This window comes from Nesterenkonia halophila, from assembly GCF_009467795.1.
GTDB lineage: Bacteria > Actinomycetota > Actinomycetes > Actinomycetales > Micrococcaceae > Nesterenkonia > Nesterenkonia halobia.
Window position 1 is genome coordinate 96,081 of the sequence record NZ_WIAX01000002.1, and the last position, 14,286, is coordinate 110,366.

Sequence of the window (14,286 nt, forward strand, 5' to 3'; positions counted from 1 at the left end):
CGCGGCAGGACACAGGTCCGAGCACGGAGAAGGGGGAGCGAGCACGCCGATGCGATTCGAGATCCTGCCTGTCGAGGCGTCGTCGACGGTCTCCTCGGTCGAGGCGACGGCGGAGGAAGCACGCGGCCGGACGGGCGGCGTCACGGCGGCCGCGACGACGCTGGCCCAGGACCTGGCGAACAGCTCCGTGGTGGTCGAGGCCGTGCAGGGGCTGGAGGCCGAGGTCCTGCAGCCCACCGGGTCCGGCGCCGTCGCGCAGACGGAGGCGGCGACGGGCGGCACCTCGACAGCACTGGGGCACTACTCCTCCGGCGACGACCAGATGGCGGCGGCCGCCCGGAAGAGCGCCGGAGACGTCCATCGACCCGATATGCCGCGAACGGGCTGAGATGGCCACGACCTATGCCGAGCTGTTCACAGTGGCGGACCTCGACGACCCGGACACCGTCGAGTCCTCCGCGACGGCGCTGAAGACTGCCACGGCCGACGTCGACGAGTCCATCGGCCGGGCCTCTCGCATCTGGGGCGGACTCGAGCAGTCCTACCGCGCACCGGAGACCGGGGAGCTGCTGACTGCGCTGCAGCCGGCGACGAGCCGGGCGGCGGAGCTGGCCCGAGCCGGGGCGGAGGCCGAAACCGCGGTGCACACCTATGCGGCGGCGCTCCGGGAGATGCAGACGACACGGCGAGGGCTGGTCGAGGACATCGAAGCCTTCCAGGTCGAGGGAGCAGAGGACGCCGCCGAGGACGACTGGGCGGCGCGGGAGGAGCGCATCGCCGAGCTGCAGCGACGGTGCCGAGAGCTGGCCGAGTGGAAGGACGAGGCGCAGAACGCCTGCGCGGCGGCGCTCGGGGCGATCACCACCAGCGCCTCGCTGCCCCGAGGGAGCCGCACCGAGGTGTCGACGGCCGACGCCGCCGGCCAGGTCGAGACCCCGCCGCAGTCGCCGGAGGACTGGCTGGTGGCGTCCCTCGGCGTCACTCCGGGCGAGAACTTCGACGGCAGCTGGGCGGATGAGCTCTCCTTCGCCGCGTCGAAAGGGCTCACGACGACGGGCGCGGTCGCCGACTCGCTGAAGCACTCCTGGTCCGAGGTGCGGCCGCGCCAGGGCTGGGCGCCCGAGTGGGCGAAGAACATCGCCGCTCGCGGTGAACGGAGCACCGAGCTGGTGAAGAAGGTGACGGGCTGGGACGCCAACCAGGTGACGAACAGCGGGCGATGGTTGGCGAAGAACTCCGCGCAGAACCCCTACCGGCGTCCGCAGGGCCTCGTGGATGGAGCCAAGGCTCTGCGGAGTCGCTTCTTCGCGAACTTCAACACGAACAACCTGACCCCCAAGGCGGGGAAGTCCGGGGCGTTCAGCACGGCGAGCAAGGTGAGCAAGGTGGCGGGGGGCACGGGATCCGTGCTGACACTGGCGACTGGTTTCGTCGGGCAATGGAACGAGGACAGCGCCAAGCATCCCGATATGGAGGGGGCGGAGCAATTCACTCGTGCCGCCACAGTGGGCGGCGGTGCGGCCATCGGCGGTTGGGCCGGGGCAAAAGCAGGTGCCGCTGCCGGCGCCGCCATCGGATCGCTGTTCCCGGGGCCGGGGACTGCGATTGGTGCAGTGGCCGGTGGCGTCATCGGAGGTATCGCTGGAAGCGCTGTCGGCAAGGAGCTCGGCGAAGGCCTGAAGAATGCCACCGGAGATGTCGTCAGCGGGCTCCTAGACACCGGCGAAGCGGTGGCCAGTGCCGCGGCGGACAAGGCGGAGGAGACCTGGGATTCTGTGACATCGTGGTTCTGACGACCTGTCTGATGGTCCGACGTGCCAGTTCTGACAGCTGAAGGAGGGGACATGGAGATCGTTTGGTGGTTGCTGGCGACGTTGGTCAGTTCAGTCCTGGCTGTATGGTTCGTGGTCTACCCGCGGATCATCAACGATGCAACGTGGTACGGATTCTTCTCCGAACGGATGTACCTGTATGCCTTCCCGCCGTTCTTCGCGGCAGCAGCCTTCTACAGCATGCGGGAAGCATCGCGCGGGTTCGGCCACGTGTGGCCCGACTGGTTTGCGCAGGTGACGATCGGCGTGACGGGCCTTCTGATGATCCTGGGCCTCTTGGCTGCACTGGGCATGCCTGTCCCACCGTTCCTCACCCCGAAGTGGGTGCGTGAGCGGCGCAAGCAGGACCGAGAGGAGCGTCGTCGGCGTCGTGAGGCGAAGAAGTCGGCGAAGGAAGACGAAGCAGTGGCGAATGAGGGCTGAGTCGCGGTGTGAAGCGAAAGCGGGCGACAGACGGTGAGCTTCGCTCTATGGTTCATCGGACTGCTGGTGTGTCCGGTGCTGACAGTATGGTTCGTCGTCTACCCGCGCCTCATCAACGACGCTCATTGGTATGGGTGGTTCTCGGAGCGCCTGTACCTGTACGGCCTCCCTCCGTTCTTCGCTATGGCGTCGGTGGCATGTGCATACCGAGTGTCCGACGTGTGGGGTATCAGCTGGCCGACGTGGTTGGAGCAGGTGACGATGGGAACAACCGGCTTCCTCATGCTCTGCGGCTTCTTCGCCACGTTGGGGGTGCCCGTGCTGCCCTTCCTGACCCCCAAGTGGGTGCGTGAACGCCGCTCGCAGGACCGGGAAGAGCGTCGGCGGCGTCGCCGGGAGAAGAATGCCGCCGCTCGGCGGAACGAACAGACCAGCTGAAGGACTCCGGGCATCATCAGCCGGCACCCTGGACGAACGGAGCAGCATGGACGTGACACAGCGGCTCGAGCACCCGCGCTTCGCCGCGGCCCTGGAGATCCCGCAGCGCTGGGAGGTCGACCTCAGCGGCCTCGACGACGGACTGGTCATCGTCGGCGACGACCGGCCGTGGAGCATGGGCTTCGTGCCGACGGTGGTCTTCACCCAGGCGCGGCTGGGCGAGGAGCACAGCACCGATCCGGCCGCCGTGCTGGAATCCCAGCGGCTCGTCGAGACCACGATCGCCGAGCAGCTGCGCGATCACCGCCCGCTGCATCTCGACGTCGACACCTTCGGCTTCCACGGTGAGCAGCAGGTCCACGGCGTCATGCGCGTCGCGTCGTACACCACCGCCGAGGCCGTGCCGGTGATGATGCACCAATGGGTGGCCCGCTGCGTCGGCGTCGAGCTCTCCATGACCGTCACCTATCCGACCGTCGATGTGCTGACCTGGTCCGAGGGCGGCTGGTCGCTGGCCAACACGCTCGAATGGACGGGGGTCTCCTGATGGAGCAGCACAGCGCGATGGAACAGCGCAGCACGGCACGACTGAGCGCCGAACAGGTGGATCAGCTCGCCGCCGCCCTGGGCTGGCTGGAGCCGGTCACCGTCCCCGAGCTCCGGGACCTCGACGGACAGCTCCTCGTGAGCGACGGCCGCCCCGCTCCCGAGTACGACCGCCTGATGCGCTCCTTCTCCGAGCAGCGTGCGGTGATCCTGGTCCAGCGCGTCGACGCGCAGGGGCATGAGCAGAACACCACCATCCGGCTCAGCCCGCACGGCATGCTCTGGCATGAGCTACAGAACGACGGCGCCGTGCTGCTGCGCGGCGCGGCCGGCGGGACGCTCTACCCGGTGCTCATCGACGGACTGGGGCTCGGTCCGCGACCGGCCCCTGCTCGCGGCGTCGTGCCCGCCGAGATCTCGAAGAATCTGATGATGCGGGCCGTGGACTTCTCCCAGGGTCCCGACAGCCCGGCCGCCGCCCGGCGCGAGGCCGCGGCGGCCGTGCGCGGACAGGCCGCGCAGATCGCCGACAGCCTGGTGGCCGGTCGAGCCGACGTCGTCGTGCTGGCCGCCGAGTGGGACGACGGCGCCGGCGGGGCGCAGGCCCGCCTGATGGGCCTCGACACTCCGGACGGCATGCTCCTCCACTCCGTCGAACGCCGCTTCCTCGGCGAGAAGCACCTGCTCGAGCCCGCCCCGGCATGGGTCTTCTGGCATATGGCCGTCGGCTCCCTGCCCGGGGCCGAGGACATCGCGCGATGGACCGGGCCTGCCTGACGCCCGGTGTCGGACGCCGGGCAGGCCCGCGGTCAGGACCAGCTGGTCAGGGCCGGCTGATCAGGACCAGCTGATCAGGACCAGCTGATCAGGACCAGCTGATCAGGCCGAGGATCAGGCTGATGCCCAGCACCAGGAGGCTGAAGATCCACATGGGGAAGAACGAGTACCGGAAGTGCTTGCCCATGTCGAGGTTGGCCAGCCCCAGCCCCAGCCACATCGAGGCGTTGAACGGACTGAGGTAGGTGCCGATCACGTTGCCGACGATCACCGTCTGGGTGATGGCCAGCGTGCTCACTCCGGCCTCGGAGCCGATGCCCTCGACCAGCGGCAGCAGCGCGAAGTAGTGCGCGTCGGTGGAGAACAGCAGCTCCAGCGGCAGGCCGACGGCGCCGACGATCAGGTGCAGCTGCGGCAGCAGCGCCTCGGGCAGCACGCCGATCGCGGCGGAGGCCAGCGCCTCGAGCATGCCGGACTCGGACATGATGCCGAGGAAGCAGCCGGCGGCGAAGATGATCGAGCCGGTGCCCAGGGCGCTGCCGCCGTGGGCGCGGATGCGGGCCATCTGGTCGGAGACCCGCGGATAGTTCAGCACCAGCGCGCCGGAGAGAGCGACCATGAAGGCCAGCGACGGCGGCACCACCTGCGAGATCAGCGCGGCGATGACCAGCACCACCAGCGCGGCGTTCATCCACAGCGGGCGTCGGGCGGCGGTCTCGTCGATCGGGTTGCCGACATCCGAGGAGCCGGGGTGCGAGGAGTCGTCGTCCGCGGGCCCGGTGGCGGACTCGTCGGCCACGCCCCGGGTGATCGCCGAGTTCGAGGAGGTGAAGCGATCGCGGCCGGCGGCGCCCTCGTCCGCCTCGGCGTGCGAGGATCCCGCCACGCCGACTGTGGCGCCGGCCAGCTCGGGGTCGTCGGCGGCCACCAGGGCCCGTGTCTCCAGCCGCTTCTTCTCCCGGATGCCCAGCAGCACGGCCATGGCGATCAGCAGCACCAGGGCGACGCCCTGCACGGGGATCAGCGAGATCCACAGGTCCACCGGGTCCATGCCGGTGACGCTGGCGGCACGCCCGGTCGGGCCGCCCCAGGGCAGCATGTTCAGGATGCCCATGCTGGTCGAGACCAGCAGGAAGAGCAGATAGGGGCTCATGCCCAGGTGCCGGTAGAGGGGCAGCAGCGCCGGCAGCGTGATCAGGTAGGTCGAGGCGCCGGCGCCGTCCAGGTGGCACACCGCCCCGAGCAGGACGGTGCCCACGCAGACGGCGATCACATTGCCGCCGGTGAGTTTCACCGTCGCCCGGATCAGCGGGTTGAACAGGCCGACGTCGTTCATCACCCCGAAGAACAGGATCGCGAAGATCAGCATCACCGCGACATCGGCGACGTCGGCGAGTCCGGTGTCGAAGAACTCGCTGATCTCTCCGGGGCCGAACCCGGCGACCAGCGCTCCGGTGATGGGAATGACGGTCAGGCCGACCACCGGGGCGATGCGCCCCAGGATCAGCAGCGTGGTCATGCAGACGATGACGGCCAGGCCGACGATGCTCAGCATGTCTCCTCCGATGCGAACGGTGCGGCGGGGATCCGGTCCCGGTGCGGGACTGTGGCGCGGATCCCCGGTGAGGTCTCCGACACATCCTGAGGGAGGCGTGAGGCGGGTCACGTCGTTGTGCACACAGCCGCGATAATGGTCATAGTGGTCACGTACATCGCGGGCGGATCGGTCGTCCGCCCGGCCGGCGACGAGGGGAGGACCTATGGCCGCCGCCCGCCGTCGGCGCATCCCGCTGAGTCGCCGGCTCTTCCTGGTCAATGTGCTGCTGCTCGTCGGCATCGTGCTGGCGGTCGGTTCGCTGTGGTTCGTCCACGAGCGCCGCGAAGTCCAGGTCGAGTACGAACATCGCGCGATGACCATGGCCGAGACGGTCGCGGCCATGCCGCGGGTGCGCGAGGATCTCACCGCCGAGGACCCCTCCGAGACGCTGGCGCCGCTGGCCGAGACGCTGCGACAGGCCTCGGGATTCCGCTACATCGTCATCGTCGACCGCCACGGCATCCGCCAGTCCCATCCGGTCGAAGAGGCCATCGGCAAGCCTCCGCACACCGATCCGACCCCGGTGTTGGCGGGCGAGACCTGGACGGGCACCGAGCGCGGCCCCGCGGGGCTGACGCTGCGCGCCCGCGTGCCCGTCCGCGCAGACGACGGAGAGACGGTCACCGGCTACGTCTCCGCCGGGATCCTCGCCGGCGACGTGCGCGTCGCCTCGCGCGAGGACATCCCGTACATCCTCGGCGTCTCCGGGCTGGTCCTGCTGCTCGGCGGGGGAGGGGCGCATCTGCTGGCCCGCCGCATCCGGGCCCAGACCCGCGGACTGGAGCCGGAACAGATCGCCGAGCTGCTCGACAGCCGTGAAGCCCTGCTGCACGCCATCGGCGACGGCGTGCTGGCCCTCGACCATGCCGGACGCATCGTGCTGGCCAACCCGCCGGCGCGGCGGCTGCTCGGACTGCCCGCCGAGGATGCGGAGGTGCTGGGGCGCTCGCCGCGGCAGGTGGGGCTCGACGAGGATCTCGCGACGGCGCTGGTCGACGGGCCGGGTGGACAGGCCGGGCACGCCGCGGAGCCGGGATCCGAGGACGCGGGCGAGCTGCTCGCCGCCGGCGACCGGATCCTGATCTGCCGGCGCCGTCGGGTGCGCCCCGAGGAGCCCGACGGCGGCACCGTCATCACGCTGCGCGACCAGACCGACCTGCGCCGGCTGGCCGAGCAGCTCGACGGCGCCCAGACCGTCACCCGCGGGCTGCGCGCCCAGCGTCACGAGTTCGCCAACCGGATCCACACCATCGCCGGGATGCTCGAGCTCGGCGCGGTGGACCGGGCCCGGGCTTTCGTCGCGGAGCTGTCGGCCGAGACCACGCGCGACGGCGCCGAGATCGCCGAGCGACTGGCCGACCCCGCCGTCGCGGCGCTGACGCTGGCGAAGGCCGCCCAGGCCGCCGAGCGGCAGGTCGAGTTCACCCTGGTCGAACTGAGCAGCCTGCCCGACGACCTCGAGCCCGGGCTGCGCGACGACCTGCTGCTGATCGTCGGCAACCTGGTTGACAACGCCCTGGACGCCGCCGGAGCCCGCGGGCGCGTGGAGCTGCTCGTCCGGCAGCACGCGCTCGAGGGCCGGCGGGTCGTCGAGATCCGGGTGACCGACTCCGGGCCGGGACTGGCCGCGGGGCAGGAGCAGGTCTTCGCCGCCGGGTTCAGCACCAAGTCTGCAGCCGGCGAATCCGACCGCGGACTGGGCCTGGCGCTGGTCCGGCAGGCCTGCCGGCGACGCGGCGGCGACGTCGTCGTCGACGTCGAGGAGGAGACGACGTTCAGCGCGTACGTGCCGCGCGAGCGGCAGGAGACCCCGGAGCCGGCGGAACCGTCGGAGCCGTCGAAGCCGGGCGGCGCGCCCGTCCCGGAGGACCAGGAGGAGGACCGATGATCCGCGTGCTGATCGTCGACGACGACGCCCGCGTCGCGCAGAACCACCGGGAGCTGGTGGACTCGACGGCCGGCTTCGAGGTCGTCGACGTCGAACACACCGCCGCCTCGGCCGTGGCGGCCGTCCAGCGCCACGCCCCGGACCTGGTGCTTCTCGACCTCTTCCTGCCCGATCGCCCCGGACTGGACGTGCTGCGCGAGATGCGCGGCCCCGGCCAGGCCACCGGCGCCGGGCTGGTCGACGTCGTCGTCATCACCGCGCTGCGCGAGCTCGCCCATGTGCGCACCGCCCTGCAGTCCGGGGCGCTGCACTACCTGCTCAAGCCCTTCCCGCTGGCCACGCTGCGCGAGGTGCTGGAGCGCTACGCGGCGATGCGGCGGACCGCCGATCGGCTGAGCACCGTCACCCAGGGCGACGTCGACCAGCTGATCTCGCTGCTGCGGCCGACGCCCTCGGCCGCGCTGCCCAAGGGCCTGACGGCGACGACGGCGACGTTGGTGGCCGAGACGCTGCGCGGCGCCGCCGGCGACCTCTCCGCCGCCGAAGTCTCCGAGGCGACGGGAATCGCCCGCGTGACGGCCCGCCGCTATCTGGAGCACCTGTGCACCGAGAAGCGGGCCGAGCTGCGGCTGCAGTACGGCTCGGCCGGCCGCCCGGAGCACCGATACCGCTGGGCGAACTGAGCGCGGCATCCCGCGCGGCGGGCGCCGACGGCCGCCGCGGTGTCCGGCGCCGGCGGCGAGCAGGCGTCGTCTCGACGTGCCCAGTAGACTGGCGTCGACCCATTCCGATCTTTCCCCTACATGTCTCGAGGGAGCTGCATGTCTGAGATCTCGCGCGCCGACGTCGAGCATCTTGCGAAACTCGCCCATATCAGCATGACCGACGAGGAGCTCACCACGATGGCCGGCGAGCTCGACGTCATCGTCGACTCGGTCAAGAAGGTCTCGGAGGCCGTCGACGCCGACGTGCCGGCGACCAGCCACCCGCTGCCGCTGACCAACGTCTTCCGCCGCGACGAGGTCGGCGAGATGCTGACCGCCGAGCAGGCGCTGAGCAATGCGCCGGACGCCGAGGACGGGCGCTTCAAGGTCCCCGCGATCCTGGACGAGGAGTGAGGCGAGCGATGACTGCAGAGATCACCCGACTGACCGCCGCGCAGATGGCGGCGAAGCTGGCCGCCGGCGAGATCACCTCCGTCGAGCTGGTGCGCGCCCACCTGGACCGCATCGACGCCGTCGACGGCGGCGAGGCCGGCCTGAACGCCTTCATCCACGTCTCCCGCGACGAGGCGCTGGCCACCGCTGAGGAGGTCGACGCCGTCCGCGCGGCCGGCGGCGCCGAAGCCGAGGCGCTGCACCCGCTGGCCGGGGTGCCGATCGCGGTCAAGGATCTGATCGTCACCGTCGGCCAGCCGACCACCGCCGGCTCGAGGATGCTCGAGGACTGGGTGAGCCCCTACGACGCCACCGTCGTCGAGCGGATCCGCGCGGCGAAGCTGCCGATCCTGGGCAAGACCAACCTCGACGAGTTCGCCATGGGCTCCTCCACCGAGCACTCAGCCTACGGAGTGACCCGCAACCCCTGGGACACCGACCGCATCCCCGGCGGCTCGGGCGGCGGCTCGGCCGCCGCCGTCGCGGCCTTCGAAGCCCCGCTGGCCCTGGGAACCGACACCGGCGGCTCCATCCGCCAGCCCGGCGCGGTCACCGGCACAGTGGGCACCAAGCCCACCTACGGCTCGGTCTCGCGCTACGGGGCCATCGCGATGGCCTCCTCGCTGGACCAGATCGGCCCGGTGGCCCGCACCACCGAGGACGCGGCCCTGCTGCACGAGCTGATCGCCGGCCACGATCCGAAGGACTCCACGTCGCTGCCCGACGAGGTCCCGGCCTTCGGGGCGGCGGCGCGGACCACGGACGTCTCCGGCCTGCGGATCGGCGTCATCAAGCAGCTGCAGGGCGAGGGCTACCAGGAGGGCGTGCTCGCGCGCTTCCAGGAGTCGCTGGACGCGCTGCGCGCCGCGGGTGCGGAGATCGTCGAGGTCGACTGCCCGAGCTTCGAGCACGCGCTGAGCGCCTACTACCTGATCATGCCCTCGGAGGCGTCCTCGAACCTGGCCCGTTTCGACGGCGTGCGCTACGGCACGCGCGTCGAGCCCGAGGACGGGCCGCTGACCATCGAGCGCGTGATGGGCGCGACCCGGGCGGCCGGCTTCGGCGACGAGGTCAAGCGGCGCATCATCCTGGGCACCTACGCGCTCTCGGCCGGCTACTACGACGCCTACTACGGCTCGGCGCAGAAGGTGCGCACGTTGATCCAGCGCGACTTCGCCGCCGCCTTCGAGCAGGCCGACGTGCTGATCTCGCCGACGGCGCCGACAGTGGCCTTCCCGCTGGGCGAGAAGCTGGACGACCCGCTGGCGATGTACCTCAACGACGTCGCCACCATCCCGGCGAACCTCGCCGGCATCCCCGGCATCTCGGTGCCCGGCGGGCTGGCCTCCGACGGGGACGGCGCCGCGCTGCCGGTGGGGATCCAGTTCCTGGCTCCGGCCCGCGAGGACGCCCGGGTCTACCGCGCCGCCGGCGCCCTGGAGGCTCTGCTGTCCGCCGACGCCGAGCCCCTCTGGGCCCGTGCCCCCGAGCTGCCGACCGCCGCGGCCCAGACCGCAGGAGAGTGAGGACTTCCATGACTGAGACGCTCCCCGACGCCGCTCCGCTGTCCTTCGAGGACGCGCTGGAGCAGTTCGACCCGGTCCTCGGCTTCGAGGTCCACGTCGAACTGAACACCGCCACCAAGATGTTCTCCGCGGCGCCGAACGCCTTCGGCGACGAGCCGAACACCAACGTCAGCCCGGTCTGCCTGGGCCTGCCGGGCGCGCTGCCGGTGGTCAACGAGAAGGCCGTGGAGTCGGCGATCCGGCTCGGCCTGGCGCTGAACTGCGACATCGCCGAGTCCTGCCGCTTCGCGCGCAAGCAGTACTTCTACCCGGACACTCCGAAGAACTGGCAGACCTCGCAGTACGACGAGCCCATCGCCCACGACGGCTGGCTGGACGTCGAGCTCGACGACGGCGAGATCTTCCGCGTGGAGATCGAGCGCGCCCACATGGAGGAGGACGCGGGCAAGTTGACCCACCAGGGCGGCTCCGGCCGGATCCAGGGCGCGGACTCCTCGCTGGTGGACTACAACCGCGCCGGCGTGCCGCTGATCGAGATCGTCACCAAGCCGATCGTCGGCGCCGGCTCCCGGGCCCCGGAGATCGCGCGGGCCTACGTCAGCGCCATCCGCGACGTGGTCAAGGCTCTGGACATCTCAGACGCGAGGATGGAGCGCGGCAACGTCCGCTGCGACGCCAACGTCTCGCTGATGCCCAAGGACGGCGACGCCTTCGGCACCCGGTCGGAGACCAAGAACGTCAACTCCATGCGTGCCGTCGAGCACGCCGTCACCTTCGAGATCCGCCGCCACGCTGGTGTGCTCGCCGCCGGCGGGTCGATCGTGCAGGAGACCCGCCACTGGAAGGAGGAGACCCGGACCACCAGCTCGGGCCGTCCCAAGTCCGACGCCGACGACTACCGGTACTTCCCGGAGCCGGACCTGGTGCCGATCGTCTCCTCGCCCGCGTGGATCGAGCAGCTGCGCACCACGCTGCCCGAGCCGCCGGCCGAGCGCCGCCGTCGGCTGCGCGAGTCGTGGGGCTACTCCGACGCGGAGTTCCGCGACGTCGTCGCCGCCGGGCTGCTCGACGAGATCGAGGAGACGGTGGGCTCCGGGGCCTCCCCGGCCACCGCCCGCAAGTGGTGGATGGGCGAGATCTCCCGGCTGGCCAACGCCCGCGACGTCGAGCCGACGGCGCTGGGCGTGCAGTCGGCGACGATCATCGAGCTCGCCGGCCTCATCGACGAGGGGAAGATCAACGACAAGATCGCCCGGCAGGTGCTGGAGTTCCACCTCGACGGCGAGGGCTCGCCGGCCGAGATCGTCTCCGCCCGCGGCCTGGAGGTCGTCTCGGACGACGGGGCGCTGACCGCCGCGGTGGAGAAGGCCATGGCCGAGAACCCCGACGTGGTCGAGAAGGTCGCCGCCGGCAAGCTCAAGGCCATCGGCGCGCTCATCGGTCCGGTCATGAAGGAGACCCAGGGCCAGGCCGATGCGGGCAAGGTCCGCGAGATCGTCATGGAGAAGCTGGGAGTCTCCTGAGCTGTCCATGACGCATCGCAAGTCCGTCCCCGCCGACCGCCCCGAGGCCGCGCTGGTCGAGGCCGCCGGACTGCGCTGGCTCGCCGAGCCGGCGCCGTCCGGCGGCGCGGCCGTCGTCGGCGTCGAGGCCGCCGCCGACGGGCTCCTGGAGCTGGAGGAGATCGTCGAGGCCCGCCCGGATCCGCAGGCGGCCGAGGCCTTCGGGGCCGCGCTGGCGATCACGCACGGCTCGCTCGCCGCGCACGGTCAGCCCCCGCGCTTCGGCGCGCTGCCGGAGGAGCACCCCGCCGGCGTCGCCCCGTTCTTCGGTCCGGCCGAGGACCTGCGCGACGTCGGCGCCGGCACCCATGACTCCTGGGGCGCCTTCCACGCCGGCGAGCGACTCGACCCGCTGCTCGCCGAGCTGGACGCCGCGCCCTGGCCCGCCGACGGCGACTCCCGTCGACTGCTGCAGCGTGTCCGCGACCGGATCGCCTCCGGCGCGCTGGACGACGACGAGCCGCCGGCGCGGATCCACGGCGATCTGTGGTCCGGCAACGTGCTCTGGCGCACCGCCCCGGCCGAGCGCGGCCGGGGGAGCGGCGCCGTCGAGGCGGTGCTCATCGATCCAGCCGCCCACGCCGGTCATCGCGAGGCCGACCTGGCGATGCTGCGGCTGTTCGGGCTGCCGCATCTGGACCGGGTGATGCAGGGGTATCAGCGCACCGCCCCGCTGCGCGACGGTGTGGAGGACCGCGTGCCGCTGCACCAGCTCTTCCCGCTGCTCGCCCACTGGGCGCTCTTCGGGCCCGGATACGCCGCGCCCACGCTGCGGGCGGCCGAGTCCGCCCTGCGGCTCTGACGGGGACGATCCGTCGCTCCGGACGCGCCGGAGCCGCCCGATCCGTCTGTTCCGACCACTCCGCTCACCAGAGAGGACCGCATGACCTTCACCGTGCTGACCGTGTGCACCGGCAACATCTGCCGCTCGCCGGCGATGGAACGGCTGCTCGCCCGCGCCGTCGCCGACGCGCCGGATGTCCGAGTGCATTCTGGCGGGACCTTCGCCCACGACGGCGAGGACATGCAGCCGCCGATGAAGCGGCGGGTAGCCGCCGCCGGGGCCGCCGTGGACGACTTCGTCGCCGAGCAGGTCACCGCGGCGATGATCGAGGAGTCGGATCTGATCCTCACCGCCACCCGGGTCCACGTCGCCGACCTGCTCGACGAGGTGCCCCAGGCGGCCGAGCGGACCTTCACCATCCGCGAGCTCGGGCGCCTGCTCGAGCACGTCGACGCCGCCCAGCTGGACGACGCCGTGGGCGCGGGCGCCTCGATCGCCGACCGCTTCGCCGCCGTCGTGCCGCTGCTCGACGCCGCGCGCTCATCGGCGGGGCCGGCCGGCCGCGACGACGACGTCGTCGACCCGTACCTGTTGTCCGAGTCGGTCTACGACGAGTCCTTCGCCCAGATCAGCGACCCCACAGAAGGGCTGGTCGAGCTCGTCCGCGGCTGAGCCGGGCGGCTGAGCTGGGCGGCGGAGCTCAGCCGCCCAGCAGGGCGCCGAGTCCGGTGGCCTGCAGCACCAGCGGGAACGCCAGGAAGGCCACCGCGTCGAGCAGCACGTGGGCGATCACCAGCGGCATGATCCGGCCGGTGCGCAGATACAGCGCGCCGAAGATCAGTCCCATCAGCAGATTGCCGATCCCCGGTCCGACCCCCTGATAGAGGTGATAAGCCCCGCGGATCACGGCGGAGAGCACCACGAGCACCCAGGGCGAGGTGCGCGGGGCCAGCCGCCGGCAGCGGTCGAGGAACCAGCCGACCATGATGATCTCCTCGACCAGCCCGTGGCGCAGCGCGGCCAGCAGCAGCACCGCCGGGGTCCACCAGTGGGCGGCGACGTCGGCGGGGACGAGCTCGGCGGTGATGCCCAGGCTGCGGCCGGCCAGATAGACCAGCAGCGTGCCGCCGCCGACGAGGCCGAAGAGGCCCAGCCCGACGGCGATGTCGAGCCCGGGCCGGCGCAGATCCAGTCCGAGCCTCCGGAACGGGTGCGGCGAGCCGCCGGCACGGTGCAGGTGCAGGAGGAACAGCGCCAGCGCGGCCGGCGCGAGGGCGAAGACGCTGTCGAGGACCTGGTAGGCGGCGTCGAAGATCTCCAGCCGCGACTGGGCGGTCTGCACTGTGGCGGTCTGCTCGCCCAGCGGGCCCCGCGACAGGCGTTCGGCCAGCTCGAGCACGGCATAGACGGCGCTGCGGCCCAGCGAGAGCGCCAGCACCAGGACCAGCTCGATGATCAGCAGCCGGCGCGTGCCCGCATCGAGCGGTGCGGCCGGTGCGGCGTCGGGCGGGGGAGTCCTGCGATCCACGCCGGTCAGCATATCGCGAGGGTCAGCGCGTCCCCGCCGTCGGGGTGCGGGAGCCGCGGGCGCGCGTCGATCCGGACGGCGCGGCGCTGATGCCACACGACTGAAACATCCGGGTGCTACTCTTCTCCGCGAGACTCGCTGTGAGTCATGACACATGCAGCGTAGACGGCGGGCACCGTTCACATCCGAACGGGAGCCGGCGAGGGCGTCGGAGATCCCGGCCCGCCG

General features: G+C 71.5%; 15 protein-coding genes. 13 read left to right on the forward strand and 2 right to left on the reverse strand.

Going from position 1 to position 14,286, the window contains the following annotated elements; all coding sequences use genetic code 11:
* Positions 1–49 precede the first annotated feature (49 nt).
* The 6 genes from GCL72_RS01540 to GCL72_RS01565 are packed head-to-tail and all read left to right on the forward strand — an operon-like array spanning position 50 to position 4,016.
* On the forward strand, positions 50–388 hold the full coding sequence (locus GCL72_RS01540; protein ID WP_153142952.1) for a DUF6507 family protein: 339 nt from the start codon (positions 50–52) through the stop codon (positions 386–388).
* Between the two features lies 1 nt (position 389).
* The gene (locus tag GCL72_RS01545; RefSeq protein ID WP_153142953.1) at positions 390–1,793 is read left to right on the forward strand and encodes a hypothetical protein; all 1,404 of its coding nucleotides are present in this window, start codon (positions 390–392) and stop codon (positions 1,791–1,793) included.
* Positions 1,794–1,844: 51 nt separating this feature from the next.
* Entirely contained in the window at positions 1,845–2,255 is a 411-nt protein-coding gene (locus GCL72_RS01550) for a hypothetical protein (RefSeq protein ID WP_153142954.1), read from the forward strand.
* Positions 2,256–2,288: 33 nt separating this feature from the next.
* Positions 2,289–2,693 (forward strand): hypothetical protein, encoded by a 405-nt coding sequence (locus GCL72_RS01555; protein WP_153142955.1) that lies wholly within the window; start codon positions 2,289–2,291, stop codon positions 2,691–2,693.
* A gap of 46 nt (positions 2,694–2,739) precedes the next feature.
* Entirely contained in the window at positions 2,740–3,240 is a 501-nt protein-coding gene (locus GCL72_RS01560; protein ID WP_153142956.1) for a hypothetical protein, read from the forward strand.
* Positions 3,240–4,016, forward strand: a complete 777-nt coding sequence (locus GCL72_RS01565; RefSeq protein WP_153142957.1) for a hypothetical protein — start codon at positions 3,240–3,242, stop codon at positions 4,014–4,016. Before GCL72_RS01560 ends, GCL72_RS01565 begins: the two co-directional genes overlap by 1 nt.
* An 88-nt stretch (positions 4,017–4,104) precedes the next feature.
* On the opposite strand, the gene GCL72_RS01570 is transcribed toward GCL72_RS01565, so the two are convergent.
* Positions 4,105–5,571 carry a CitMHS family transporter gene (locus GCL72_RS01570; protein WP_153142958.1) on the reverse strand — a complete coding sequence of 489 codons (1,467 nt, stop codon included), beginning with the start codon at positions 5,569–5,571 and terminating at the stop codon, positions 4,105–4,107.
* 205 nt (positions 5,572–5,776) lie between these two features.
* Here GCL72_RS01570 and GCL72_RS01575 point away from each other — a divergent pair, with 205 nt between their 5' ends.
* The 7 genes from GCL72_RS01575 to GCL72_RS01605 all read left to right on the forward strand — a co-directional run bounded on the left by GCL72_RS01575 (position 5,777) and on the right by GCL72_RS01605 (position 13,202).
* Positions 5,777–7,501 carry a sensor histidine kinase gene (locus GCL72_RS01575; RefSeq protein ID WP_153142959.1) on the forward strand — a complete coding sequence of 575 codons (1,725 nt, stop codon included), beginning with the start codon at positions 5,777–5,779 and terminating at the stop codon, positions 7,499–7,501.
* Positions 7,498–8,184, forward strand: a complete 687-nt coding sequence (locus GCL72_RS01580) for a response regulator (protein WP_153142960.1) — start codon at positions 7,498–7,500, stop codon at positions 8,182–8,184. The genes GCL72_RS01575 and GCL72_RS01580 overlap by 4 nt, the downstream gene beginning before the upstream one ends.
* A 138-nt stretch (positions 8,185–8,322) precedes the next feature.
* Entirely contained in the window at positions 8,323–8,619 is a 297-nt protein-coding gene (gatC, locus tag GCL72_RS01585; RefSeq protein WP_153142961.1) for an Asp-tRNA(Asn)/Glu-tRNA(Gln) amidotransferase subunit GatC, read from the forward strand.
* 8 nt (positions 8,620–8,627) lie between these two features.
* Positions 8,628–10,184, forward strand: coding sequence for an Asp-tRNA(Asn)/Glu-tRNA(Gln) amidotransferase subunit GatA (gene gatA / locus GCL72_RS01590; protein ID WP_153142962.1), 1,557 nt, complete (start codon positions 8,628–8,630; stop codon positions 10,182–10,184).
* Positions 10,185–10,192: 8 nt separating this feature from the next.
* Entirely contained in the window at positions 10,193–11,707 is a 1,515-nt protein-coding gene (gene gatB / locus GCL72_RS01595) for an Asp-tRNA(Asn)/Glu-tRNA(Gln) amidotransferase subunit GatB (RefSeq protein ID WP_153142963.1), read from the forward strand.
* A gap of 7 nt (positions 11,708–11,714) precedes the next feature.
* Positions 11,715–12,548 carry a fructosamine kinase family protein gene (locus GCL72_RS01600; RefSeq protein ID WP_153142964.1) on the forward strand — a complete coding sequence of 278 codons (834 nt, stop codon included), beginning with the start codon at positions 11,715–11,717 and terminating at the stop codon, positions 12,546–12,548.
* 81 nt (positions 12,549–12,629) lie between these two features.
* Positions 12,630–13,202 carry an arsenate reductase/protein-tyrosine-phosphatase family protein gene (locus tag GCL72_RS01605; RefSeq protein WP_153142965.1) on the forward strand — a complete coding sequence of 191 codons (573 nt, stop codon included), beginning with the start codon at positions 12,630–12,632 and terminating at the stop codon, positions 13,200–13,202.
* 28 nt (positions 13,203–13,230) lie between these two features.
* On the opposite strand, the gene GCL72_RS01610 is transcribed toward GCL72_RS01605, so the two are convergent.
* The gene (locus GCL72_RS01610) at positions 13,231–14,058 is read right to left on the reverse strand and encodes a CPBP family intramembrane glutamic endopeptidase (protein WP_246160958.1); all 828 of its coding nucleotides are present in this window, start codon (positions 14,056–14,058) and stop codon (positions 13,231–13,233) included.
* Between the last annotated feature and the right edge of the window lie 228 nt (positions 14,059–14,286).

What these genes read in the sequence shown, in the direction of transcription:
- GCL72_RS01580 (WP_153142960.1), top strand. Translation starts at nt 7,498, where the DNA reads ATGATCCGCGTGCTGATCGTCGACGACGACGCCCGCGTCGCGCAGAAC.
- GCL72_RS01545 (WP_153142953.1), top strand. Translation starts at nt 390, where the DNA reads ATGGCCACGACCTATGCCGAGCTGTTCACAGTGGCGGACCTCGACGAC.
- GCL72_RS01600 (WP_153142964.1), top strand. Translation starts at nt 11,715, where the DNA reads ATGACGCATCGCAAGTCCGTCCCCGCCGACCGCCCCGAGGCCGCGCTG.
- GCL72_RS01560 (WP_153142956.1), top strand. Translation starts at nt 2,740, where the DNA reads ATGGACGTGACACAGCGGCTCGAGCACCCGCGCTTCGCCGCGGCCCTG.
- gatB (WP_153142963.1), top strand. Translation starts at nt 10,193, where the DNA reads ATGACTGAGACGCTCCCCGACGCCGCTCCGCTGTCCTTCGAGGACGCG.
- gatA (WP_153142962.1), top strand. Translation starts at nt 8,628, where the DNA reads ATGACTGCAGAGATCACCCGACTGACCGCCGCGCAGATGGCGGCGAAG.
- GCL72_RS01605 (WP_153142965.1), top strand. Translation starts at nt 12,630, where the DNA reads ATGACCTTCACCGTGCTGACCGTGTGCACCGGCAACATCTGCCGCTCG.
- GCL72_RS01540 (WP_153142952.1), top strand. Translation starts at nt 50, where the DNA reads ATGCGATTCGAGATCCTGCCTGTCGAGGCGTCGTCGACGGTCTCCTCG.
- GCL72_RS01570 (WP_153142958.1), bottom strand. Translation starts at nt 5,571, where the DNA reads ATGCTGAGCATCGTCGGCCTGGCCGTCATCGTCTGCATGACCACGCTG.
- GCL72_RS01550 (WP_153142954.1), top strand. Translation starts at nt 1,845, where the DNA reads ATGGAGATCGTTTGGTGGTTGCTGGCGACGTTGGTCAGTTCAGTCCTG.
- GCL72_RS01575 (WP_153142959.1), top strand. Translation starts at nt 5,777, where the DNA reads ATGGCCGCCGCCCGCCGTCGGCGCATCCCGCTGAGTCGCCGGCTCTTC.
- gatC (WP_153142961.1), top strand. Translation starts at nt 8,323, where the DNA reads ATGTCTGAGATCTCGCGCGCCGACGTCGAGCATCTTGCGAAACTCGCC.
- GCL72_RS01565 (WP_153142957.1), top strand. Translation starts at nt 3,240, where the DNA reads ATGGAGCAGCACAGCGCGATGGAACAGCGCAGCACGGCACGACTGAGC.